Raw genomic sequence first — 22740 nt, forward strand, 5'->3', positions numbered from 1 at the left:
ACCCGGCGGCATCCGCGCCGGGTGCCCCGGCGTTCGGGCGAGGCCGGCCGACCCCTGCGTTCGGGTGAGGCCGGCCGCCCCGTCCTCGCCGCCCCCCGTTCCCACGGCTCGCCGTCCCCGCGGCCCGGGAGCTCAGTTCAGCAGGGCCCGCGCCCCCCGGGCCTCCTGCCGGATCCGTTCCGCCAGCGCCTCGTCGACCACCTCCACCAGCGTCGCGTACTCCTCCATCTCCTCCGCCCCCTGTACGAACTCCCCGCGCTGCACCAGTAGTTGTCCCCGCTCGTACCGCAGCCGCGCCGGATGGGACGGCAGCAGCAGCGCCAGCTCCACCGCCCACAGCGCGACGTCCGACCGCTCCGGCCGGACGGCGGCCCACGCCCGGACGTTGCGGAGGATCCGCCGTACGACGTCCAGCGTCCCGGCCGGTTCCAGCATCGAGGGCTCCAGCGGGCTCCCCGTCGTCCCCGTCACCAGCAGCTCGGCATCGCGCCCCGTCAGCACCCGGCCCCCGTCGAACGGATCGACGAGCACCTGCTCCTCCCGAGGGCCGAAGCCGACCACGAAGTGCCCCGGCAGGGCGACGCCGTACACCGGCGCCCCGGCCCGCCGCGCCACCTCGATCCACACCACGGACAGCAGGATGGGCAGCCCCCGCCGACGCTCCAGCACCCGGTGCAGCAGGGACGACTCCAGCCGCTCGTAGTCCGCCGCGGAGCCGCCGAAGCCGAGCCGCTCGCCGAGCAGTTCGCGCAGCGCGGCCGCCCACGCGAGCGGCCCGCCCGGCCGGAACGGCACCCGACCCGCCAGCGCGTCCAGGTCGACCTGCGCGCCGTCCATCCCGGCCTCGTCCAGCGTCCGGTCCGCCGCCGCCCCCACCAGCAGGCACAGCAGCGACAGATCGGGCCGCTCGGACCGGGCCTCCTCGGCGAACCGGCGCCGCAGCTCCGCGCGTTCGAGCCCGCTCACGACGCACCCGCCTCCGGCTCCCGGTAGTGGTGGTAGGCGTGATGCGCCCCGAAGCCCATACCGGCGTACAGCGCCCGCGCTCCCGCGTTGTCCTCCTCGACCTGGAGCCAGGCCGCCGACGCGCCCTCCTCCAGCGCCCGGCGCGCCAGCGCGGCCATGACGACCGTCGCCAGCCCCCGCCGCCGCCGCGCCGGATCGACCTCGACCGCCGCGAACCCGGCCCACCGCCCGTCCACGACACACCGTCCGACGGCCGCCGGAACCGCCCCCTCGCCGGGCACGGACGCGAACCACACCGACGGCCCCGACCCCAGGACCCTGAGCGCCACCTCGCCGACCCCCTTGCGCCGGTACCGGGCCAGCCAGGCCTCGTCGGCCTCCCGCGCCAGCACCACCCGGCCGGCCTCCGCCCCCGCCCGGTCGGCGACCGGCGCCAGTGCCCCGGTCCACAGCTCGGCGGTCACCTCGCGCACCCACCCGCGCCGCTCCAGCTCGGCGCACAGCAGCTCCTGGGTGCCCTCGGCCCCGGTCGCGGTCTGCAGGTAGGCGGGCAGGCCCCGGCCGCCGTACCAGCGCCGCACGGCGTCCAGCGCCGCGTCGAGGGGCAGGCCCGGATCGCCCAGCGGCAGCACGGAGTTGGCGCGGCGGGTGAAGCCGGAGGCGGCGCGCAGCTCCCACTCGCCGAGCCGCTCGCTCTCCACGGGCCGCCAGGCCCGCGCCGAGATCCGGGCGAGTTCCCCGTAGGAGGCGGCCGGCCCCCGGCGGCGGGCCGGAGCGGCCGGGACGACCTTCCCGGCGACCAGCGAGGGCTCCGCGATGCGGACGTTCTCGCCATTCTTCCGTGTGATCTGCAGCACGCCGCTGTGCCACGATGTGAGAACACCCACCGTGTCGGTGAATTTTCCCCCGGTGGCCCCGGCCTCGCTCAAGCACCGCACGGAGACGCGTTTGCCCACGTCAGCGGCGGTGATGCGAACCTCGAGACGTCCGGTGGCCGAGATTTCCACAGGTTGGTCCACCCCTCCTGTTCGGATCAGTGCCAAGAACGGAGATACTAGAGCCGGGCATCGACGACGCCGCGCTCCCGCGCGCCAGGCGGCGGAGCCTGAGGAGGCCCGCCGGCGCCCTATCGAGGAGGAACGACAGCGTGACCTACGTCATCGCGCAGCCTTGTGTCGACGTGAAGGACAAGGCGTGCATCGAGGAGTGTCCGGTCGACTGCATCTACGAGGGCCAGCGGTCCTTGTACATCCACCCGGACGAATGCGTCGACTGCGGTGCCTGTGAGCCGGTCTGCCCGGTCGAGGCGATCTTCTACGAGGACGACACTCCGGAGGAGTGGAAGGACTACTACAAGGCGAACGTCGAGTTCTTCGACGAGCTGGGCTCGCCCGGCGGCGCCAGCAAGCTGGGTCTGATCGAGCGCGACCACCCCTTCATCGCCGCGCTGCCGCCGCAGGCCGGGTAACCGGGCGAGCGGTCCGCCGCCTCGGTCCCGCACGGTCCGGTCGTCCCGGATCGCCGTGCGGGACCGGGGCGTTTGCCGTGTCCGCCGAAGGCCGCGGCCGCAGGGCCGCACCCGTCAGGGGCCCTATCCGTCAGAGAGCGAGCTGAGCACCGTGTCCGCAGTTTCCGACCGCCTTCCCACCTTCCCCTGGGACAAGCTGGAGCCGTACAAGAAGACGGCCGCGGCGCATCCCGGCGGGATCGTCGACCTCTCCGTCGGCACCCCGGTCGACCCGGTCCCCGAGCTGATCCGGAAGGCGCTGGTCGACGCGGCGGACTCCCCGGGCTACCCGACGGTCTGGGGCACCCCGGCGCTGCGCGACGCGATCACCGGCTGGCTGGAGCGGCGCCTGGGCGCCCGCGGGGTCACCCACCGGCACGTCCTGCCGGTCGTCGGCTCCAAGGAACTGGTCGCATGGCTCCCCACCCAGCTGGGCCTCGGTCCCGGCGACAAGGTCGCCTTCCCGCGCCTGGCGTACCCGACGTACGAGGTCGGTGCCCGCCTGGCCCGTGCCGCGTACGAGGCCTACGACGACCCGACCGCGCTGGACCCCACCGGCATCAGGCTCCTCTGGCTGAACTCCCCGTCCAACCCGACCGGCAGGGTCCTGTCCCAGGCCGAGCTGACCCGGACCGTGGCCTGGGCCCGCGAGCACGGCATCCTGGTCTTCTCCGACGAGTGCTACCTCGAACTGGGCTGGGAGGCCGACCCGGTCTCCGTCCTCCACCCGGACGTCAACGGAGGCTCCCACGACGGGATCGTCTCCGTGCACTCCCTGTCGAAGCGCTCCAACCTGGCCGGCTACCGCGCCGCCTTCCTGGCCGGTGACCCGGAGGTCCTCGCCCCGCTCCTGGAGATCCGCAAGCACGGCGGCATGATGACGTCGGCGCCCACCCAGGCGGCGGTCGTGGCGGCCCTCTCCGACGACGTCCACGTCCACGAGCAGCGCGAACGCTACGCCGTCCGCCGCACCCTCCTGCGCGAGGCACTCCTCGCCCACGGCTTCCGCCTCGACCACAGCGAGGCCGGCCTCTACCTCTGGGCCACGAGGGACGAGTCCTGCTGGGACACGGTGTCCCACCTGGCCGAGCGCGGCATCCTGGTGGCCCCCGGCGACTTCTACGGCCCGGCGGGCGGCCGGCACGTACGGGTGGCCCTGACGGCGACGGACGAGCGGGTACGGGCGGCGGCGGAACGACTCGCCTGACGCGGCCACCCGCGTCGCGCCGGGCGGTCCCGCGCCGCGCCAACCAGCCCCGCGTCGCGCCGGGCGGTCCCGCGCCGCGCCGGGTGGTGCCGCGTCGCGCCGAACGGCCCCGCGTCGCGCCGGGCGGTCCCGCGCCGCGCCGGGTGGTGCCGCGTCGCGCCGAACGGCCCCGTGCGCAACCGGGTGCGCCCCGCCCCCGCACCGTGCGGCCCCCGCACACACGGGAGACGGGGCCCGGGGGGCAAGACCCCCCGGACCCCGTCACCGCGGTAGCCCGGTGCTCAGCCGAGCGGCAGGCCCTTGGTCGGCAGCGTCTCCGCTCCCGGCAGCCCGCCCCGGGTCAGCGAGTCCGTCGGCAGCCCACCCTTGGTGGCGGTGGACGCGGTGTCCCCGAGGACGTCCCCGGCGGAGCCCGCCGCGGAGCCGGCCGCCTCACCGGCGGCCTTCTGCGCCACCGGCGTCACCTTCTTCACGGCCTTGCCACCGGTCTTGCCCACGGCCGGCACGGCCTGCTCGACCGTCCTGCCACCGGCCTCGCCCGCGGTCCCGGTGACGTTCCGGGTCGCGCTGTCGACCGTGTGACCCACGCTCGCACCGTCCAGGGCGGTCAGGCCGCCGAGGTTCGGGCCGGCGGGCAGGGCGGGGGCGGCGCCGGCGGAGCCGGCCGCGCCGACACCGGCAGCGGCTCCCGCGGCGACGAGCAGTGCGGCACGGGCGATCCTGCGGGTCAGGGGGAGGGACATGATGCTCCTTCGACGGAGATGACGAAAACGGTCTGTGACATCTGTCCGGGCCCGGACGCAGTGACTACCGCTCGAACCCCGCGAAGGTTGCGCACGGCCGACGTAAAGAGTTGGTAATGCGTCGCATAATCGGATCTGGATAAAAGCGGGCGAAACTCGCCCGCTGTGAAAGCTCGTGCAACCCGTCGATCCCAGTGCTGCCAAGGCGCGTGGCGGCCTCGGCGGTGGCGGCGCGAAAACCCGTGCGTCCCGTTGTCCGGTGCCCCGTGCGTCACCCTCCGGGAGGAGGGCTCGCACTACTGCGCGGTGACGATCCGTACGCTCCCGGCGCCGCCGCCCGCGCCCGTGGTGCCGGCGGCCTCGGTCGAGCCGGTGGCCCGCCAGGTGCTGCCGGTGCGCCCGGCGACCCACTCCCGGCCGGCGTAGGCGACGCGCTCGATGCGCAGCGCGGAGGCGTTGGCGACCGCCCAGTGCGCGAGCTGCCAGCCGCGCTCGGCGGCCGCGCGCCCGTCCGCGGCGGTCCGCCCGGCCACGGGCAGCGTCACGGTCCGTCCGTCGGCCTCGGCGACCGGCGGGGTCCCGTCCGCGGCGGAGGCCTCCGCGCCGCCCACCTCGGCGCCCGCCCGCTGGAGCGCGTCGTGCCCGAAGTCCCGTACGAGGGCGGCGCGGACCGCGTCGGGACCGGTGGCCGCCGCCGTGGCCGCCGGCCGGCCGTCGCAGGTCAGCGAGGCCGCTGAGGTCCCGGTGAGCGCGGCGGCCAGCAGGGCCGCGTCCGGCTCGTGCTTGGCGTACGCCTCGGGGTAGCCGCTGCGCTGCACGCGCTGAGCGGCGACGGTCAGGGGCAGTCCGGTGTAGTCGGGGACCTTGGCTAGGTGCTCGTAGAAGATGTTCGCCGCGTAGGCCGGGTCCCGCACCTCCTCGGCGCTGCCCCAGCCCTGCGAGGGCCGCTGCTGGAAGAGGCCGAGCGAATCCCGGTCGCCGTGGTCGAGGTTGCGCAGCGCCGACTCCTGGAGCGCGGTCGCCAGCGCGATGGTCACGGCCCGCTCCGGCATGTTCCGGTTGGTGCCGACGGCGGCGATGGTGGCCGCGTTCACCGCCTGCTCCGGCGTGAACTCGTACGCCGCCGCCGCGTCCGCGGAGACCACTCTGCACCCGGGGTCTCCGGCGTCACCGGTGACGTACTGGACCGCGACGTAACCCGCGACGGCGGACAGGACCACGCAGGCCGCCCCGTATCGCAGGAGGCGGCCCCGGCGCTGGGGGGAGGCTGACGGCTCTGGCACGCGTACAAGGTACTGGAGAGTACGGAAACCGGGGAGTCCGTGGGGAAAGCCGGGGGAGGCGGGAAGGGAGGCCGGGAGACGGGAGGGAGAGGCGGGGGAGGCGGGTGGGAGAGGCGGGGCCGGGCGGGCGGAGCGCGCGGCGCGTTAGGGTCGACGGCATGGCCGAGACCCCGCTTGACCTCACGCTGGACGCCGCCCTGCTCACCGCGCAGCTCGTCGACCTCCCCTCCGAGAGCGGCACGGAGAAGCCGCTCGCGGACGCCGTCGAGGCGGCCCTGCGCGCGCTGCCGCACCTCACCGTCGACCGGTACGGCAACAACGTGATCGCCCGCACCCGCCTCGGCCGTCCGGAGCGGGTGATCCTCGCCGGCCACCTCGACACCGTCCCGATCGCCGGCAACGTGCCGTCCCGGCTGGACGCGGACGGCGTCCTGTGGGGCTGCGGCACCTGCGACATGAAGGCCGGCGTCGCCGTCCAGCTCCGCATCGCCGCGACGGTCCCCGCGCCCAACCGCGACCTGACCTTCGTCTTCTACGACAACGAGGAGGTCGCCGCCGACCTCAACGGGCTGGGACACGTCGCCGAGGCGCACCCGGAGTGGCTGGAGGGCGACTTCGCGGTGCTCCTGGAGCCGTCCGACGGCCAGGTCGAGGGCGGCTGCCAGGGCACCCTGCGGGTCCTGCTGAAGACCGCCGGCGAGCGGGCGCACTCCGCGCGCGGCTGGATGGGCTCCAACGCGATCCACGCCGCCGCCCCGATCCTGGCGCGCCTCGCCTCGTACGAGCCGCGCCGGCCGGTGATCGACGGCCTGGAGTACCGCGAGGGCCTCAACGCGGTCGGCATCACCGGCGGAGTGGCCGGCAACGTCATCCCCGACGAGTGCGTCGTGACCGTCAACTTCCGCTACGCGCCCGACCGCACGCCCGAGGAGGCCGTCGCCCACGTCCGCGAGGTGTTCGCCGGCTGCGGGGTGGCGGAGTTCGTCGTCGACGACCACAGCGGGGCGGCCCTGCCCGGCCTCTCCCACCCCGCCGCGGCGGCCTTCATCGAGGCCGTGGGCGGCACCCCGCAGCCCAAGTACGGCTGGACGGACGTCTCCCGCTTCTCGGCACTCGGCGTCCCCGCCGTCAACTACGGCCCGGGCAACCCGCACTTGGCGCACCGGCGGGACGAGCGCGTGGAGACCGCGAAGATCCTGGCGGGGGAGGAGCGGCTGCGGGCCTGGCTGACCGCGTGATCACGGGGCATCCGTGTCCGGGGACGCTCCGCGGCGGACACGCCGACGTCCCCCGCCCGTAACCCGCGTAGATCTACGCTGAGGTGGAACGACTGCAAGCGGAGGGAGTTCACATGGCTACAGGCAACCCGGAGGGCAGGCGGCGGCCACCGGAGGAACAGCGCCTGGGACCGGTCCTCCGGCGGCGGGACCAGGTGCAGGCGAGCACCACCGACCAGCGGCTGCTGGACGAGCGCGCCCCCTCCGACTGGGTCCACACCGATCCCTGGCGGGTCCTGCGCATCCAGTCCGAGTTCATCGAGGGCTTCGGCACCCTCGCCGAACTCCCGTCCGCCATCAGCGTGTTCGGCTCCGCCCGGACGGCGGTGGACTCACCCGAGTACGAGGCGGGCGTGCGGCTCGGACGCGCGCTGGTCGAGGCCGGCTGGGCGGTGATCACCGGCGGCGGTCCCGGCGCCATGGAGGCGGCCAACAAGGGCGCCAGCGAGGCGGGCGGGGTCTCGGTGGGCCTCGGCATCGAACTGCCCTTCGAGCAGGGGCTGAACCCCTACGTCGACATCGGCCTGAACTTCCGGTACTTCTTCGTCCGCAAGATGATGTTCGTCAAGTACGCGCAGGGATTCGTCGTCCTGCCCGGCGGCCTCGGCACCCTGGACGAACTCTTCGAGGCCCTCACCCTCGTCCAGACCCAGAAGGTCACCCGCTTCCCGATCGTCCTCTTCGGCACGGAGTACTGGGGCGGCCTGGTCGACTGGCTGGAGAACACCCTGATCGCCCAGGGCAAGGCCTCGGAGAAGGACCTCCTCCTCTTCCACGTCACGGACGACGTGGCGGAAGCGGTGGCCCTGGTCTCGAAGGAGACGAGCCGCTAGGGGGTCGAGCGGAGCGATCGGGCCGGCCGGAGCGGTCGGGACGGTTTCTTCCGGTCTTCCGGTCTTCTGGCGGGCGGCGGGGGCGGGCCAGGGGGTGTCCGACACCCCCCTGGGACTACGCCAGCCCCCGCCGGGCCACCGCCGGCTGCCGGTGCCCCGCGATGGACGCCACCATGTCCAGCACCTGCCGCGTCTCGGCGACCTCGTGCACCCGGTACACCTGCGCCCCCAGCCAGGCGGACACCGCGGTGGTGGCCAGCGTCCCCACCACCCGCTCCTTGACGGGCCGGTCCAGCGTCTCGCCGACGAAGTCCTTGTTGGACAGCGACACCAGCACCGGCCACCCCGTCCCCACCATCTCCCCGAGCCGCCGCGTGGCCTCCAGGCTGTGCCGCGTGTTCTTGCCGAAGTCGTGCCCCGGGTCGATCAGGATCGACTCCCGCGGCACCCCCAGCCCGGCCGCCCGCTCCGCCAGCCCCACGGTCACCGCCAGGATGTCGGCCATGACGTCGTCGTACGCCACCCGGTGCGGCCGTGTCCGGGGCTCCGTGCCGCCCGCGTGCGTGCAGACCAGCCCGGCCCCGTACCGCGCCGCGACCTCGGCCAGTCCCGGATCGACCCCGCCCCAGGCGTCGTTGAGCAGGTCCGCGCCCGCCTCGCAGACCGCCTCGCCGACCTCGGCCCGCCAGGTGTCCACGCTGATCACGACGTCCGGGAAGCGCCGCCGCACCTCGGCCACGAAACCGACCGTGCGCCGCGCCTCCTCCTCGGCGGTGACCTCCTCGCCGGGCCCGGCCTTGACGCCGCCGATGTCGATGATCGCGGCGCCCTCGGCCACCGCCTGCTCCACGCGCGCGAGGGCCGGCTCGTCACGGAAGGTCGCGCCCTGGTCGTAGAAGGAGTCCGGGGTCCGGTTCACGATCGCCATGACCACCGGCTCGTGGGTGCCGAATTCCCGCCCGCCCAGCCTGAGCATCCCCTGTGACCTCTCCTCGTCCGTCCCTGACATCCGCCGTCTGCGACCCTAACTGTCACACCCTCATGGCACGATCGGACCCTGACACATCCGACAACGAGCACAGCGAGCGTGGGGACCCACCGATGGTTATGTTCTTCTTCCTGGTCATCGCGCTCGCCGTCGTGGTGGCCGCGGTGACACTCGCCGTGGTGGGCGGCGGCGAGGGCACCGGCCCGCTGCCGGAGGTCGCGCCCGAGCGGCTGCACGACCCGCTGCCCCCCGACCGACCCGTCGACCGGTCCGACGTCGACCGGCTCCGCTTCCCGCTCGCCGCCCGCGGCTACCGCATGGCCGACGTCGACGACGCCCTCAACCGCCTCGGTGCCGAACTCGCCGAGCGCGACGCCCGCATCGGCGAACTGGAGTCCGCGCTCGCCGTGGCCCGGACGCCCGAGCCGCACGTCTCCATGGACAAGCCCGCGCGGGAGGAGCAGCAGTGAGCGACGGCACCCCCCTTGCCGGCCCCGACGGAGCGCTGCGCTGCCCCTGGGCCCTGTCCGCGGCGGACTACGTGACCTACCACGACGAGGAGTGGGGCCGACCGGTCCACGGAGACCAGGCCCTCTTCGAACGCCTCAGCCTGGAGGCCTTCCAGTCCGGCCTGTCCTGGATCACCATCCTGCGCCGCCGCCCCGGCTTCCGCACCGCCTTCGCCGGCTTCGCGATCGACGCGGTCGCCGCCTTCACCGACGAGGACCGCACCCGCCTGCTCGCCGACACCGGCATCATCCGCAACCGCGCCAAGATCGACGCCACGCTCGCCAACGCCCGCGTACTGGCCGGCTGGTCCCCGGGTGACCTCGACGAACTGATCTGGTCCCACGCCCCGGACCCGGAGACCCGCCCCGTCCCCAAGTCCCTCGCGGACGTCCCGGCGATCACCCCGGAGTCGACCGCCCTGTCGAAGGCGCTCAAGAAGCGGGGCCTGCGTTTCGTAGGCCCGACGACGGCGTACGCGCTGATGCAGGCCTGCGGCCTGGTGGACGACCACCTGGCGGCCTGCGTGTCCAGAAGCACCCCGTGAGGGCCGCCGGGGCCGCGTGACGGACCCGCGGCCCCGCCGCCGACCTCAGCGGCCCAGGTACTTCGGCTTCTCCTTGTTCACGAACGCCCGCACGGCGATCGTGTGGTCCTCCGAGGCCCCCGCCCGGGTCTGCAGTTCGTCCTCCTTCTCCAGCGTCTCCGCCAGCGAGTGGGAGAGCCCGTACGCCACGGCCTCCTTCAGCGCCGAGTAGGCGACCGTCGGCCCCTCCGCCAGTGCCCGCGCGACCTTCTCGGCCTCGGCGCGCAGCGCGTCCGCCGGGACGACCCGGTTGGCGATGCCCAGCTCGTAGGCCTCCTGCGCCTTGACGTTGCGCGGGAAGAGCAGCAGGTCGGTGGCCCGGCCGGGGCCCACCACGCGCGGCAGGGTCCAGGAGACGCCCGAGTCGGCGGTCAGCGCGACCCCCGCGAACGAGGTGTTGAAGGAGGCGGTGTCCGCCACGATCCGGTAGTCGGCGGCCAGCGCGAAACCGAAACCGGCGCCGGCGGCGACCCCGTTCACGGCGGCGACCACCGGTTTCGGCGCCTCGGTCAGCGCCCGCACGACCGGGTTGTAGTGCTCCTTGACCGTGCGCATGACCTCGCCCGAGCCCTCCATCAGCAGCCCGACGTGCTCCTTGAGGTCCTGGCCCACGCAGAAGGCCCGCTCCCCCGCGGCGGTCAGCAGCACCGCCCGTACGGCGTCGTCGGCCGCCGCGGACTCCACCGCCTCCCGCAGGGCGGCCTTGGTCGCGATGTTCAGCGCGTTCATCGCCTCCGGGCGGTTCAGGGTGATCGTCGCGAGCCCGTCGCTCACCTCGTAGAGCACGGTGTCGGCCATGGAATGTCCCCTCGGTGTCGCGTCTGACGTACTGATCAGTACGCAGTGTCCGAAGGACAGCATGAAGGACGCCGGGCACACGGGACGTGTGACCTGCGTCAAAGAAATCCGGACGATTTCCGGTGGGCGGAAGTCCGTGCGGGCGCGCAGTATCGCAGTCACACCGCCGAAATGGGTGGTTTTGCTCGCGCGCGTTGCCCAAGCGATGCCTACCGATGTTGGTCATCGGGTCCTGCGATGCGGGATAATGGCTGGGAAGCAATGTGTTCGATGCCGGTGTCGTGGGTCCCATGCTGGGCCGCGCCTTGCCCTTCACGGGCCGTCGGCTTTGACGATGAGCTGGTTTCAGGAAGGGGAACGAGCATGGCGGCCATGAAGCCGCGGACGGGCGATGGCCCGCTCGAGGTGACCAAGGAGGGGCGGGGCATCGTCATGCGCGTTCCGCTCGAAGGCGGCGGTCGGCTCGTCGTCGAGCTGACCCCTGACGAGGCCGACGCGCTCGGCGACGCCCTCAAGAAGGTCGTCGGCTGACGCGCAAGCGACCACACCCCTTGCGGAAACAGGTCTCCCCGGCATCCTCAAGGGTGCCGGGGAGACCTGTTTCCGCAAGGGCGTCCGAGGATCCGTGACCCGGACGGCGTACCGGGCGGGCGGGCATACGAGCGGGGCGGGCACACGGACGGGCCGCCGTGCGTGCGGTGGTGCGGTCGGCCGCACGGGCCTCGTTCGACCTCGTACGACCACGTACGGCTCGCGCGGGCGGGCATGACGTGCGGGGTCGCGGCCGGCGCGGCTACCGCTTGACCGCGCAGAGCAGGCCGTCGCCCACCGGCAGCAGCGACGGCACCAGCTCCTGGCTCTCGCGCACCGCGCGCAGCAGCTCGCGCACCCTTATGACCTCGGTGGGCTGCGGGCCCGAGTCGACCGTCCGGCCGTTCGCGAACACGCCCTCGAAGACCACCAGGCCCCCCTGACGCAGCAGGCGCAACGATTCGGCGAGGTAGTCCATGACCTCGAGGCGGTCGCCGTCGCAGAAGACGAGGTCGTAGCCGGCGTCCGCGAGCCGCGGCAGGACCTCCAGCGCGCGGCCGGGGATGAAGCGGGCCCGGTTGCTGGCGAACCCGCAGGCGCGGAAGGCCTGCCGGGCGGACTGCTGGTGCTCCGGTTCCGGGTCGACGGTCGTCAGGACGCCGTCCGGACGCATGCCGTGCAGCAGGTGGATCCCCGAGACGCCGGTACCGGTACCGATCTCCGCGACCGCCTTGGCGTCCACGGTGGCGGCGAGCAACCGCAACGCGGCGCCCGTGCTGGGCGACACCGAGCGCAGCCCCGCTTCGCGGGCCCGGTCACGGGCCCAGAGCAGTGCCTCGTCCTCGGCGACATAGGCGTCGGCGAACGCCCAGCTCGTCTGCCGGTTGCCGGTAATGACCCTCTCCTGTCCCCGTGGTTGCCTGGGCGTGACTGTATCCGTTGGCGCCGGGAACCCGCAGATGGGACCGCGCGTTTGAAAAGGTGGGACGGACCGAGGGGGACACGGTTGGATCACGACGAGCGACGGGATGCCGAGCAAGTGCTGACGCAGTCGTATGAGCCGTGTCAGCCCAGATCAAATTCTCGTAAAACCGCTTATCCGGAGCTAACGGGCGAGGTGGCTATGGTAGGGGCTCCGCTGGACACCACCAGAGCCGACAGGGGAGGTGCGGCTGCACCTGTGGATCGGGCAGGAGCGCTGCGGCGCCTTCTCGGTTCGGCAGGCAGGCCGAAATCCGTGAACGACACCGCTGACCACAGTCACGCCGCCGGCCCCGGTGCCGGCCCCGCCCAGACCGCGACCTTCTCCACCGACGCGGACGGGCAGGCGTGGACTCCGCCCACGTGGGAGGAGATCGTCAGCATGCACAGCGGCCGCGTCTACCGGCTCGCCTACCGCCTCACCGGTAACCAGCACGACGCCGAGGACCTCACCCAGGAGGTCTTCGTCCGCGTCTTCCGCTCGCTGTCGACGTACACGCCGGGCACCTTCGAGGGCTGGCTGCACCGCATCACCACCAACCTCTTCCTGGACATGGTCCGCCGCAAGCAGCGCATCCGCTTCGACTCGCTCGGCGACGACGCGGCCGAGCGGCTGGCCAGCAAGGAACCCACGCCGCAGCAGATCTTCAACGACGCCCACTTCGACGCGGACGTCCAGCAGGCCCTCGACACCCTCGCCCCCGAGTTCCGCGCCGCGGTCGTCCTGTGCGACATCGAGGGACTGTCCTACGAGGAGATCGCCGCGACCCTCGGCGTCAAGCTCGGCACGGTCCGTTCGCGGATCCACCGGGGCCGCTCGCAGCTGCGCAAGGCACTGGCGCACCGTTCGCCCGAGGCGCGCTCCGAGCGTCGCTCGTTCGTGGCCCGGGTCCCCGTTCTGGGGGGAGGGGGCGCGACCGCGTGAGTGGAACCCGTCCTACCCCGGCCGAGCAGCACCTCGGTGACCGACTCTCCGCCCTCGTGGACGGTGAGCTGGGCCATGACACCCGCGAGCGGGTGCTGGCGCACGTGGCGACCTGCTCCAAGTGCAAGGCGGAGGTCGACGCGCAGCGCCGGCTGAAGAACGTCTTCGCGGAAGTGGCCCCGCCCGCTCCCTCGGAGAGCTTCCTGGCGCGCCTTCAGGGGCTGCCCGCGGGAGGCGACCCGGGCGACGGCGGCCTGCCGCCGCTCGCGGGAGGCTTCGGCGACAGATTCGGGGCCCGCCCCGGAGCGCCCGGAGTCTTCGGAGCGAGACGGGAGGAGCCCTTCGAGTTCGGCTACGTCCCCGCACGCGACCACGGTTCCGTGTTCGCCCCCGCCACCGGGCGCGGCTTCGGCGTCCACCCGGTCGGCAGGTCCGACGCCGAGCGCTCGCGTGGGCTGCGGTTCGCCTTCGTCGCCGCCGGTGCGGTGTCGCTGGCCGCGATCGCCCTCGGCGGCATGAACACCGGCGTCCCGACCGACACGGACGCCCGTGGCGGCGTGGGCTCGGGCAGCAACGTGACACCGGCCCGCACGCCGGGCGGCGGCTCCGCGACGACCCCCGAGAGCCAGCGGCGCCGTGGCGTCGGACCCCTGCTCGCGCAGGGCGGACAGCTGGCCGGCGAGACACCGGTCGCCCCGACCCGGGCCTCCGCCCCGCTGCTGCCCGGGGTGCCGTCCCCGCCGGTGCACCCCGAGCAGTCACTGCACCGGCTGACCACACCCGTGATGGCCGGCGCCGCCGCGATGTCCCCCCTGATACGTCCGCTCGGCACGCCCCCGCCGGTCTCGCTGACCTCCTGGACCACCAGTACCCCGGAGATCGCCTCCCCCGGACTGCTCGCCGCACCCGTCCCCGACACCACCCCCCTCCCCACACCGTCGCCGCACCAGGCCCGCTGACCCGCGAACCTGGTTGAATCCAGGGTGAACCGTGCCCGAGCGGCGCGGGGCGGAGCGCGAGCCTGACCGCGGGGAGAGCATGAACGAGGGCAAGCCCACAGAAAGCCCTGCCGGGCGGATGAACGAGGACGACCCGAGCGCGACGGCGGGGCACCCCATCGACGACGAACCGGTCGGGGGCGAATCGGTCGAGGGCGAACCGGCTGGAGGCAGCCCGGTCGAGGGCGGCCCCGCCGGACGGACCGACGGGGAGTCGCCGAGCGGACCCGGACGGGACGTGCTCCCCGAGGACGATTACGAACTGGCCCGTCCCGCGGGGAGCGCCGAGAAGGCCGCAGCGGACCGGCACCGCCCGTTTCCTGCCGGCGGCGACGACCACGGCAACGGCGACGGCGACGACGAGACGCCCGGCCGGCTCCTTCCGGCACACCCCGTCACCCCTTCCGTCACCCCCGTGGCCGGTCCCGCGGAGGCGCCGGACCGGGCGGCTGCCGGGGCGCCCCCCTCTCCCGCGGACGATCGCGCCGGGTCCCCGCCGCCGACGGAGCCTGCGCACCCGGGCCCCCGGCCTCCGGCCGCCACCGACCGCCCCAAGCCCCTGCACGACCCCGACCCCTACGGCACCCCGCCGTACGGCGAACCCGGCCCCTGGGCGCCGGCCCCGCCCGTCCAGCACCCCGCGGTGACATCGGCCCCCGGTACGGCCGCCTCCGGCATGCCCGGAGCACACGCCGTGGACGCGACCGTGCCGCCCCCGGCCCCGCCCGGCCCGCCCGCCCCGGCCTCGGGCCCGCCCGCCCCCGCCATGCCCGGCACGAACGCCTTCGCGGCGCCCCCGGCCGTGCTGGGTGTCCCCGGCGCAACCGCCTCCGGAGCGACGGCGCCGACGCCCGGTACTTCCGGCGCCGGCCTTCCCGACGCGCCGCCGCCCGTTGCCGTTCCCGGTGTGCCGGATGTGCCGGCGCCGGACGGGAGGTTGCCCGTTCCGGACGCCGGCCTTCCCCACGCCCCGCCGTCCGCTGCCGTCCCCGACGTGCCGCGCACCCCCGTGGACGTCCCCGACGCGCCTCAGCCCGTGCCGGGCGCCCTCGGCGTGCCCGGCACGGCCTCCGAGGCGCATTCCGGCACCACCGCCCCGCCCGCCACGGTCCCCGCCGACCCGTGGCGCCGCTACGACCCCTGGGCCGGCGGCCCCGTGGCCGTCGGGCCGCTCCAGCAGACCGGGGCCGCGGTCGCCGGCCTGGAGCAGGTGCGACGGCGCCGGCGGCGGAGCCTGGCCGTCGGGGCCCTGCTGCTGGCCCTGGTCTCCGGCGCCGTCGGCGGGGGCGTCGGGGTGTACCTGGAACGCAACGGCGGGATGGGGGCGGTGGAGCTGCCCCAGGCCCCCGTCGAAGCGGGCGACCGGGACGCGGACGGGGTCGCCGGGATCGCCGCCCGTGCCCTGCCCGGCGTCGTCACGCTGCACGTCAGCGGCAACGGCAGCGGCAGCAGTGGGGCGGGCGGCACCGGCACCGGCTTCGTGCTCGACACGCGGGGGCACATCCTCACCAACAGCCACGTCGTCGAGCCCGCCGGGTCCGGCGGCAGAATATCCGTCGTCTTCAACGGCGGCCGGACCGCCGAGGCCGAGGTCGTCGGCAAGGACAGCGGGTACGACCTCGCCGTGGTGAAGGTGACCGGCGTGCGGGGCCTGCGGCCCCTGCCCCTCGGCAACTCCGACAACGTCCGGGTCGGCGACCCGGTCGTCGCCATCGGCGCCCCCTTCGACCTGGAGGGCACCGTCACCTCGGGCATCATCAGCGCCAGGGAACGGCCCATCACCGCCGGCGGCGACAGCGGCGACGCGAGCGACGTGTCCTACGTGGACGCCCTGCAGACCGACGCCCCCATCAACCCGGGCAACTCCGGCGGCCCCCTCCTCGACGCGCGGGGCCACGTCATCGGCATCAACTCGGCCATCCGCTCCGCCGCCGAGAGCACCGGTTCCGACGGCGGCCAGGCCGGTTCGATCGGCCTGGGCTTCGCCATCCCGGTCAACCAGGGCAAGCGCGTCGCCGAGGAACTGATCAACACGGGCCGGGCGACCCATCCGGTCATCGGCGTGACCCTCGACATGGACTACGCGGGCGACGGCGCCCGCGTCGGCACCGAGGACGGTGGCGGAGGCGAGCCGGTGACCCCGGGCGGCCCCGGCGACCGGGCCGGCATCCGGCCCGGAGACGTCGTCACCGCGGTCGACGGCCGACGCGTCCACTCCGGCGAGGAACTGATCGTGAAGACCCGTGCGCACCGTCCCGGCGACCGCCTGGAGCTGACCGTCGAACGCGACGGGGAGGAACGGACCCTCTCCCTCGTGCTCGGCTCCTCCGACGGCGGCTGAGCCGGCCCGCGCCCCGCCCGGCCCACCGCGCCCCGCCCGATCCGCGGAAACCTCACAATTCGCCCGCCCGCCCGTCCTCCGCCCGCCGTCCCGACGGGCGGACCACGCGGAAAACAGGCCGTCCGCAACCAGCCGGACACCTCGGGACGGTACCGATCGGACAGGTGCGACAGGTACCGTGGACCCGGCCCGGACCACGGAAGACCCGCACCGACCACCGAGGGCCACCAGGGCCACCGAGGACCGCGGACCGCGGACATCGCAAGGAGCTTCAGGTGTTCAATGACATAGGACCGCTCGAGCTGGTGACGATCATCGTCCTGGCCGTGCTCGTCTTCGGTCCGGACAAGCTCCCGAAGGTCATCCAGGACGTGACGCGCACGATCCGGAAGATCCGTGAGTTCTCCGAGAGCGCCAAGCAGGACATCAGGCAGGAACTCGGCCCGGAGTTCAAGGACTTCGAGTTCGAGGACCTCAACCCCAAGACCTTCATCCGCAAGCAGTTGGACAACGAGGACCTGGGGCTGAAGGAGATCCGCAACGGCTTCGACCTGAAGAAGGAGATGGCCGAGGTCACGGACGCCGTCCACAGCCGCGACCAGGAGTCCTCCCCGTCCCCGTCCTCGTCCCCGTCCGGCTCGTCCGGCGGGCGGATCGACATGACGAAGAAGCCGGAGGAGCCGCGCAAGGACGACCGCCCGCCCTTCGACGCGGACGCCACCTGAGCCTCCCGCGTCCCCGGATGTGAGGGGGCGCACGCTCCCCGTGCCGGGCGGCTTCCCCGCAGCCGCGAGCGGGGTGGCTATGCTGCCTGGTTGTTGTACGGGCCGTACCCAGACGGGCAACGCCGCCCGAAGGGGGGCGGGCCGTACGGTCCGGCGAGAGCGAGGAGGCGTCCGGGCACATGGAGACGACGAGTCGGGCAGTCGTGCAGGCGCCGGCCGCGGAGGGCGGACAACAGGTCCCCTCCGCCCGGCGCACGGTCGACGGGTACCTGGAGGCGCCGTTCCCCTGGTACGGCCTCGACGAGGCCTTCACGGGGCCGCGCTGGCTGATGCAGGTCGGCACGGCGGCCGACGGTGCCGTCGAGCACGGTTCGATCGGGCACGGTGACGAGCCCTCCGTGCGGCACGAGACGGCGGGGGAGGACCGCGGGAAGTTCGCGGTCGTCGTGACCGTCGCCGCGAACCCCGACCGGCGCAGCGCGGACGGCACGGGGCTGCTGGAGGCCACCTCGGTGTCCTCGGCGGCCTGGCTGGCGGGGGTGGGGCTGCTGTCCTTCACCTGGCCGGGCCAGATGGACCACAGCCTGCGCGACGACTGGCTGGAGCAGCAGACGGAGACGGCGTGGGTGCTGGCCGACGACCTGTCCGGCCCGGACTGGTCCACGCTGTCCCTGCCGGTCGACGGCGTGCCGACCCCCTTCCACTACCGCGAGTCCGAGTTCGGCTGGGTGCTGGCCGGCTCGACCCCGGAAGGGGTGCACGTGGGGGCGTACGGGAGGGGCATGAGCGCGTACGGGCTCGGCTTCGCCGTGATCAAGGACATCGCGGAGTACGCGTAGCCGCGGGGTGACGACGACGGGGGCGCGGTCCTGGCGGACGGCGCCCCCGCGGTCGTACGAAGGAACGGCGCAGGGCCCACGGTGGTCCGAGGGCCCTGCGCGGACGACGGGTCAGAACTTGTTCTTCGGGGTGATGCCGAGGGACAGGCCCGACAGGCCGCGCTGACGTCCGCCCAGCTTGCCCGCGATGGCCCGCAGCGCGGAGCCCGCCGGGGAGTCCGGGTCGGTGAGGACGACCGGCTTGCCCTCGTCACCGCCCTCGCGCAGGCGGACGTCGATGGGGATGGAGCCGAGGACCGGCACCGAGGCGCCCGTCGTACGGGTCAGACCGTCCGCGACGCTCTGGCCGCCGCCGGTGCCGAAGACGTCGACCATCTCGTCGCAGTGCGGGCAGGGCAGCCCGGACATGTTCTCGACGACGCCGACGATCTTCTGGTGGGTCTGGACGGCGATCGAGCCCGCCCGCTCGGCCACCTCGGCGGCGGCCTGCTGGGGCGTGGTGACGACCAGGATCTCCGCGTTCGGGACGAGCTGGGCCACCGAGATGGCGATGTCGCCGGTCCCCGGCGGGAGGTCCAGCAGCAGGACGTCCAGGTCGCCCCAGTACACGTCGGCCAGGAACTGCTGGAGCGCGCGGTGCAGCATCGGGCCGCGCCAGACGACCGGGGCGTTGCCCGGGGTGAACATGCCGATCGAGATGACCTTCACGCCGTTCGCCGACGGCGGCATGATCATGTTCTCGACCTGGGTGGGACGGCCCTCCGCGCCCAGCATGCGCGGCACGCTGTGGCCGTAGATGTCGGCGTCCACGACGCCCACCTTCAGGCCGTCGGCCGCCATCGCCGCCGCCAGGTTCACCGTCACCGAGGACTTGCCGACGCCGCCCTTGCCGGACGCGACCGCGTACACGCGCGTGAGCGAGCCCGGCTTGGCGAAGGGCACCTCGCGCTCGGTCTGGCCGCCGCGCAGCGCCGCGGCCAGCTCCTTGCGCTGTGCGTCGCTCATCACGTCGAGCGTCACGTCGACCCGCGTGACGCCGTCGACACCGGAGACCGCCTCGGTGACGCGCTGCGTGATCGTCTCGCGCATCGGGCAGCCGGAGACCGTCAGGTACACGGTGACCGCGACCGCCCCGTCCGCCCCGACGTCCACCGACTTGACCATCCCGAGTTCGGTGATGGGACGGTTGATCTCGGGGTCGTTCACCGTCGCCAGTGCCTCGCGCACCGCGTCTTCCGTAACCATAAGGACGATGGTACGGCGCTCCACCGGAGCCTCGGCATGGCCGTCAGCGGTCGTCTACGTCACGTCCGCGCGACCGTTCCGCCGGGAATACGACGTGGCCGTCCCGCATCCCCTCGAGTTCCTTCACCATGTCCTGGAGTTCGGAGCGGATCCAGTCGCGGGTGGCGACCTCACCGAGCCCGATCCGCAGGGCGGCGATCTCCCGGGTGAGGTACTCGGTGTCCGCGATGGACCGCTCGTTCTGCTTGCGGTCCTGCTCCAGGTTGACCCGGTCGCGGTCGTCCTGGCGGTTCTGCGCGAGCAGGATCAGCGGGGCCGCGTAGGAGGCCTGGAGCGACAGCATCAGCGTCAGGAAGATGAAGGGGTAGTTGTCGAAGCGCAGGTCGCGCGGGGCGAAGATGTTCCACAGCACCCACACGATGATGACGATCGTCATCCAGACGATGAACCGCCCGGTGCCCAGGAACCGCGCGATGCGCTCCGAGAGCCGCCCGAAGGCCTCGGGGTCCCACTCGGGCAGGATCCGGCGCCGGGGCGGGCGCGGCTGGTCCAGCCGGACCCGGGGGCGGGTCGTCGCCGTGGCGCCGACCGGGACGCGCTCGGAGCGCGCGGGGTCACGCTCGGGAGCCATCGGCCACCTCCCCCTCGGCCAGGTGGAACTCGGTCTCCCGCCAGTCCTCGGGCAGCATGTGGTCCAGCACGTCGTCCACCGTCACCGCGCCGAGCAGCGAGCCGGCCTCGTCGACGACGGGCGCCGCGACCATGTCGTACGTCGCGAAGAACCCGGCGATCACGGGCAGCGTCGCGCCCGGGGCGAGGGTCTGCAGGTCCTCGTCGAGGAGCGCGCTGACCAGCGTGTACGGGGGGTCGCGCAGCAGCCGCTGGAAGTGGACCGTCCCCAGGTACTTGCCGGTCGGCGTGTCGTCGGGCGGCCGGCACACGTAGACCTGGGCGGCGAGGGCGGGGGAGAGGTCGCGGTTGCGGACCCGGGCGAGGGCGTCGGCGACGGTCGCGTCGGGCCGCAGCACGATCGGCTCGGTCGTCATCAGCCCGCCCGCCGTGTGCTCCTCGTACGCCATCAGCCGCCGCATGTCGGCCGCGTCGTCGGGCTCCATCAGGCTGAGCAGCCGCTCCTTGTCCTGCTCGGGCAGCTCGGAGAGCAGGTCGGCCGCGTCGTCGGGGTCCATCGCCTCCAGGACGTCCGCGGCGCGCTCCTCCTTCAGTTTGCCGAGGATCTCGATCTGGTCGTCCTCCGGCAGCTCCTCCAGGACGTCGGCGAGCCGGTCGTCGTCGAGGGCGGCGGCCACCTCCGCGCGGCGCTTGGCGGACAGGTGGTGCAGGACGTTCGCCAGGTCGGCCGGGCGCAGCTGCTCGAAGGTGGCGAGGAGGCTCTCGGCGCCCTGCCCGTGCTCCTCCAGGGAGAAGCCGGTGACCGCCGACCACTCCACGGTCAGCTTCTCGCCCCTGCCGCGCCGGAAGGCGCCCGACTTCCTGCCCTTCTGCACGAAGACCCGGTCGATCTCCCAGTCCCGGCGGGCCGGCAGCTGACGCACGGACAGATCGAGGACGGTGACCTCCTCGCCGGTCTCGGTGAGCGTGACGCGCCGGTCGAGCAGTTCGCCGAAGACGAGCCGCTCGGTGGGCCGCTGCTCGAAGCGGCGGACGTTCAGCACGCCGGTGCTGAGGACCTCACCGGACTCGATGCTGGTCACCCGGGTCATGGGCAGGAAGATCCGGCGCCGGGTGGTGAGTTCGACGACCAGCCCGAGCAGCCGGGGCGGCTTGCGGCCGACCCGCAGCATGACGACCATGTCGCGCACCCGTCCCACGGTGTCGCCGTTGGGGTCGAAGACGGCGACTCCGGCGAGGTGGGAGACGAAGATCCGGGGGGCGCCCGCTGCCATGTCCGGACCTCCTTCTCGTACGCGCCGGTACGGTGTGTTCGCCGTCGTGCTCCCCGCACTGTCGCGGGTGGGGTTCTTTTCCCAATTGCCCGCTCGCGCGGGCTTCAGGCTAGCCCGTCCCGATCGGGTACGCCCTGGTGAGCGGTCCGGACGGACTGGCTCCGTTCCCCGGCCGGGACCCCGGTACGCTGCGGTACGCCGTTCAGGAGTCCCCCGTTCAGGAGTCCCCCGCAGAAAGGCAGCTTCCTCTGTGACTGCGATCGCCCAGGGCCGTACCCACCGCCGGGCCGCGCTGGTGAGCGCGATGTGCGCGCTGGCCGTGACGGGCCTGGGGCTCACCGGGTGCGGCGAGGACCCGGACGCGGGGACGAACGGGGTCGGCAAGCTGGCCGCCGACAAGATCCAGGCGAAGACCCGGGCGGCCGCCGCGGCGGTGGACGCGGTGCGGCTGTCGGGGACCGTGGTCGCCGGCGGGAAGTCGTACAAGCTCGACATGAGCCTGAAGGCGGACGGCGCGACCGGGTCGGTCACCGCCGAGGGCGCCGCCTTCCACCTGCTGCGGGTCGACGAGGAGCTGTACCTCAAGGCGGACGCCGCGTTCTGGAAGCACGAGGACGGCGCCTCCGACGACACCGGTTCCGACGACGCGGCGGCGGGCAAACTCGACGACAAGTACGTGAAGGTGCCGACCGGTGACCCCTCGTACAAGAAGTTCAGCGGGTTCACGGACAAGGACCTCCTTCTCGACAGTGTGCTGACACTGCACGGTTCGCTGGACAAGGACGGGCACCACGAGCAGGCCGGGGTGCGCACCATCCGCATCACGGGCGACGGGGGCTCCGGCGGCACGCTGGACGTGTCCCTGGAGGGCAAGCCGTACCCGTTGCGCCTGGTGCGCGCGGGCGGGGCGGGCACCCTGACCTTCTCCGCCTGGGGCAAGGACTTCGCCCTGAAGGAGCCGGCCGAGAGCGAGACCGTGGACTACGGCAAGGAACTGCCGACGTCGTGACCGGCCGCGCGCCCGCGTGCTACGCGCGCCCGCCCTTCCCGCGTTTCCTCAGCAGCAGCCTCAGGAGGCCCGCCGGGACCGGCTGACGGGTCGTCGCCGGGGACGGTGCCGGCGGTGCCGCCAGATCCCCGTCGGGCAGCGGGGACGTGACCCCGGTGGGCTCCAGCCGGATCACCCGGCACTCCCGCGCCCAGCGCGCCGTCATCGCCTCGCCGTCGGGCGCGTTCAGCCGCTTGCCCTTGAGGTCGGCGACGGCCGCCTCCCACGCCTCGGTGCCGGGGGCGAGCTGGGCGACCCGCGCCGTCCAGGTGACCAGCCGGCCGCCCTTGTCCTTGCTGCGGACGGTCACCTCGGCCGTCACGCCGTCGGCCAGTCCCGGCAGCGGCTGCTCGCCGGGGCCGTCGCCGACCAGACAGGCCGCGCCCTCGTGCCACACGTGCCACAGCGGCCGTGTGCTCCGTTCGCCGGCCGCCCCGACCCAGATGAGACCGGACTTCTTGGTGGCCTCCTCGACGAGGGCCGGGTCGAGCAGCTCGCGTGTCATGGG

24 protein-coding genes are annotated in these 22740 nt (G+C 73.6%); 13 read left to right on the plus strand and 11 right to left on the minus strand.

The features are described from left to right. Positions 1 to 132: 132 nt before the first annotated feature. Positions 133 to 966 carry a tetratricopeptide repeat protein gene (locus tag ACF09K_RS03320; protein ID WP_392240754.1) on the minus strand — a complete coding sequence of 278 codons (834 nt, stop codon included), beginning with the start codon at positions 964 to 966 and terminating at the stop codon, positions 133 to 135. After that, positions 963 to 1973, minus strand: coding sequence for a GNAT family N-acetyltransferase (locus ACF09K_RS03325; RefSeq protein WP_392241026.1), 1011 nt, complete (start codon positions 1971 to 1973; stop codon positions 963 to 965). Before ACF09K_RS03325 ends, ACF09K_RS03320 begins: the two co-directional genes overlap by 4 nt. A gap of 140 nt (positions 1974 to 2113) precedes the next feature. Between ACF09K_RS03325 and fdxA the strand changes: the two genes are divergently transcribed. Further along, positions 2114 to 2434 (plus strand): ferredoxin, encoded by a 321-nt coding sequence (gene fdxA, locus ACF09K_RS03330; RefSeq protein WP_130443832.1) that lies wholly within the window; start codon positions 2114 to 2116, stop codon positions 2432 to 2434. 151 nt (positions 2435 to 2585) lie between these two features. After that, on the plus strand, positions 2586 to 3680 hold the full coding sequence (locus ACF09K_RS03335) for a bifunctional succinyldiaminopimelate transaminase/glutamate-prephenate aminotransferase (protein ID WP_392240755.1): 1095 nt from the start codon (positions 2586 to 2588) through the stop codon (positions 3678 to 3680). Positions 3681 to 3961: 281 nt separating this feature from the next. Here the strand turns inward: ACF09K_RS03335 and ACF09K_RS03340 are convergent, their stop codons facing one another. Together ACF09K_RS03340 and ACF09K_RS03345 are read right to left on the minus strand one after the other, a co-directional pair. Continuing rightward, on the minus strand, positions 3962 to 4423 hold the full coding sequence (locus tag ACF09K_RS03340) for an ATP-binding protein (RefSeq protein WP_392240756.1): 462 nt from the start codon (positions 4421 to 4423) through the stop codon (positions 3962 to 3964). Between the two features lie 296 nt (positions 4424 to 4719). Then, positions 4720 to 5706 carry a heavy metal transporter gene (locus ACF09K_RS03345; protein ID WP_392240757.1) on the minus strand — a complete coding sequence of 329 codons (987 nt, stop codon included), beginning with the start codon at positions 5704 to 5706 and terminating at the stop codon, positions 4720 to 4722. A 158-nt stretch (positions 5707 to 5864) separates the two neighbouring features. Between ACF09K_RS03345 and dapE the strand changes: the two genes are divergently transcribed. Both dapE and ACF09K_RS03355 read left to right on the plus strand, forming a co-directional pair. Next, positions 5865 to 6944: a succinyl-diaminopimelate desuccinylase gene (gene dapE, locus ACF09K_RS03350; protein WP_392240758.1), complete on the plus strand. Its 1080-nt coding sequence runs from the start codon at positions 5865 to 5867 to the stop codon at positions 6942 to 6944. A 113-nt stretch (positions 6945 to 7057) separates the two neighbouring features. Then, positions 7058 to 7816: a TIGR00730 family Rossman fold protein gene (locus tag ACF09K_RS03355; RefSeq protein ID WP_392240759.1), complete on the plus strand. Its 759-nt coding sequence runs from the start codon at positions 7058 to 7060 to the stop codon at positions 7814 to 7816. A 115-nt stretch (positions 7817 to 7931) separates the two neighbouring features. On the opposite strand, the gene folP is transcribed toward ACF09K_RS03355, so the two are convergent. Then, entirely contained in the window at positions 7932 to 8792 is an 861-nt protein-coding gene (folP, locus tag ACF09K_RS03360; protein ID WP_392240760.1) for a dihydropteroate synthase, read from the minus strand. 125 nt (positions 8793 to 8917) lie between these two features. On the opposite strand from folP, the gene ACF09K_RS03365 reads away from it, so the two are divergent. Beyond that, on the plus strand, positions 8918 to 9274 hold the full coding sequence (locus ACF09K_RS03365; protein ID WP_392240761.1) for a DivIVA domain-containing protein: 357 nt from the start codon (positions 8918 to 8920) through the stop codon (positions 9272 to 9274). Beyond that, the gene (locus ACF09K_RS03370) at positions 9271 to 9858 is read left to right on the plus strand and encodes a DNA-3-methyladenine glycosylase I (RefSeq protein WP_392240762.1); all 588 of its coding nucleotides are present in this window, start codon (positions 9271 to 9273) and stop codon (positions 9856 to 9858) included. The genes ACF09K_RS03365 and ACF09K_RS03370 overlap by 4 nt, the downstream gene beginning before the upstream one ends. Before the next feature lie 45 nt (positions 9859 to 9903). Here ACF09K_RS03370 and ACF09K_RS03375 read toward each other — a convergent pair whose 3' ends face one another. Further along, entirely contained in the window at positions 9904 to 10695 is a 792-nt protein-coding gene (locus ACF09K_RS03375; RefSeq protein WP_392240763.1) for an enoyl-CoA hydratase/isomerase family protein, read from the minus strand. 363 nt (positions 10696 to 11058) lie between these two features. Here ACF09K_RS03375 and ACF09K_RS03380 point away from each other — a divergent pair, with 363 nt between their 5' ends. Next, positions 11059 to 11226, plus strand: coding sequence for a DUF3117 domain-containing protein (locus tag ACF09K_RS03380; protein ID WP_003966491.1), 168 nt, complete (start codon positions 11059 to 11061; stop codon positions 11224 to 11226). A gap of 262 nt (positions 11227 to 11488) precedes the next feature. On the opposite strand, the gene ACF09K_RS03385 is transcribed toward ACF09K_RS03380, so the two are convergent. Next, complete coding sequence (locus ACF09K_RS03385; protein WP_392241027.1) at positions 11489 to 12187, minus strand: O-methyltransferase; 699 nt, start codon at positions 12185 to 12187, stop codon at positions 11489 to 11491. Between the two features lie 162 nt (positions 12188 to 12349). On the opposite strand from ACF09K_RS03385, the gene sigE reads away from it, so the two are divergent. The 5 genes from sigE (at position 12350) to ACF09K_RS03410 (ending at position 18035) form a co-directional block, all read left to right on the plus strand. Further along, on the plus strand, positions 12350 to 13132 hold the full coding sequence (sigE, locus tag ACF09K_RS03390) for an RNA polymerase sigma factor SigE (protein WP_392240764.1): 783 nt from the start codon (positions 12350 to 12352) through the stop codon (positions 13130 to 13132). Beyond that, on the plus strand, positions 13129 to 14091 hold the full coding sequence (locus tag ACF09K_RS03395) for a zf-HC2 domain-containing protein (RefSeq protein ID WP_392240765.1): 963 nt from the start codon (positions 13129 to 13131) through the stop codon (positions 14089 to 14091). Before sigE ends, ACF09K_RS03395 begins: the two co-directional genes overlap by 4 nt. 454 nt (positions 14092 to 14545) lie before the next feature. After that, positions 14546 to 16471 (plus strand): trypsin-like peptidase domain-containing protein, encoded by a 1926-nt coding sequence (locus tag ACF09K_RS03400; protein WP_392241028.1) that lies wholly within the window; start codon positions 14546 to 14548, stop codon positions 16469 to 16471. A gap of 275 nt (positions 16472 to 16746) precedes the next feature. After that, positions 16747 to 17196, plus strand: coding sequence for a sec-independent translocase (locus ACF09K_RS03405; protein WP_392240766.1), 450 nt, complete (start codon positions 16747 to 16749; stop codon positions 17194 to 17196). A 179-nt stretch (positions 17197 to 17375) separates the two neighbouring features. Then, positions 17376 to 18035 (plus strand): hypothetical protein, encoded by a 660-nt coding sequence (locus ACF09K_RS03410; RefSeq protein WP_392240767.1) that lies wholly within the window; start codon positions 17376 to 17378, stop codon positions 18033 to 18035. Between the two features lie 111 nt (positions 18036 to 18146). Here ACF09K_RS03410 and ACF09K_RS03415 read toward each other — a convergent pair whose 3' ends face one another. From ACF09K_RS03415 to ACF09K_RS03425, 3 genes are read right to left on the minus strand one after another with little or no spacing between them, the layout of a single operon-like run. Continuing rightward, positions 18147 to 19280: an Mrp/NBP35 family ATP-binding protein gene (locus ACF09K_RS03415; protein WP_392240768.1), complete on the minus strand. Its 1134-nt coding sequence runs from the start codon at positions 19278 to 19280 to the stop codon at positions 18147 to 18149. Positions 19281 to 19323: 43 nt separating this feature from the next. Beyond that, the gene (locus tag ACF09K_RS03420) at positions 19324 to 19911 is read right to left on the minus strand and encodes a DUF1003 domain-containing protein (RefSeq protein WP_392240769.1); all 588 of its coding nucleotides are present in this window, start codon (positions 19909 to 19911) and stop codon (positions 19324 to 19326) included. Further along, positions 19895 to 21184, minus strand: coding sequence for a magnesium transporter MgtE N-terminal domain-containing protein (locus tag ACF09K_RS03425; RefSeq protein WP_392240770.1), 1290 nt, complete (start codon positions 21182 to 21184; stop codon positions 19895 to 19897). Before ACF09K_RS03425 ends, ACF09K_RS03420 begins: the two co-directional genes overlap by 17 nt. A gap of 250 nt (positions 21185 to 21434) precedes the next feature. Here ACF09K_RS03425 and ACF09K_RS03430 point away from each other — a divergent pair, with 250 nt between their 5' ends. Continuing rightward, positions 21435 to 22193 (plus strand): hypothetical protein, encoded by a 759-nt coding sequence (locus ACF09K_RS03430; protein WP_392240771.1) that lies wholly within the window; start codon positions 21435 to 21437, stop codon positions 22191 to 22193. Between the two features lie 19 nt (positions 22194 to 22212). Here the strand turns inward: ACF09K_RS03430 and ACF09K_RS03435 are convergent, their stop codons facing one another. Further along, positions 22213 to 22737 carry a hypothetical protein gene (locus ACF09K_RS03435; RefSeq protein WP_392240772.1) on the minus strand — a complete coding sequence of 175 codons (525 nt, stop codon included), beginning with the start codon at positions 22735 to 22737 and terminating at the stop codon, positions 22213 to 22215. Between the last annotated feature and the right edge of the window lie 3 nt (positions 22738 to 22740).

Origin of the sequence: Streptomyces sp. NPDC014882, from assembly GCF_043081325.1 — a bacterium.
Classification (GTDB): Bacteria; Actinomycetota; Actinomycetes; order Streptomycetales; family Streptomycetaceae; genus Streptomyces.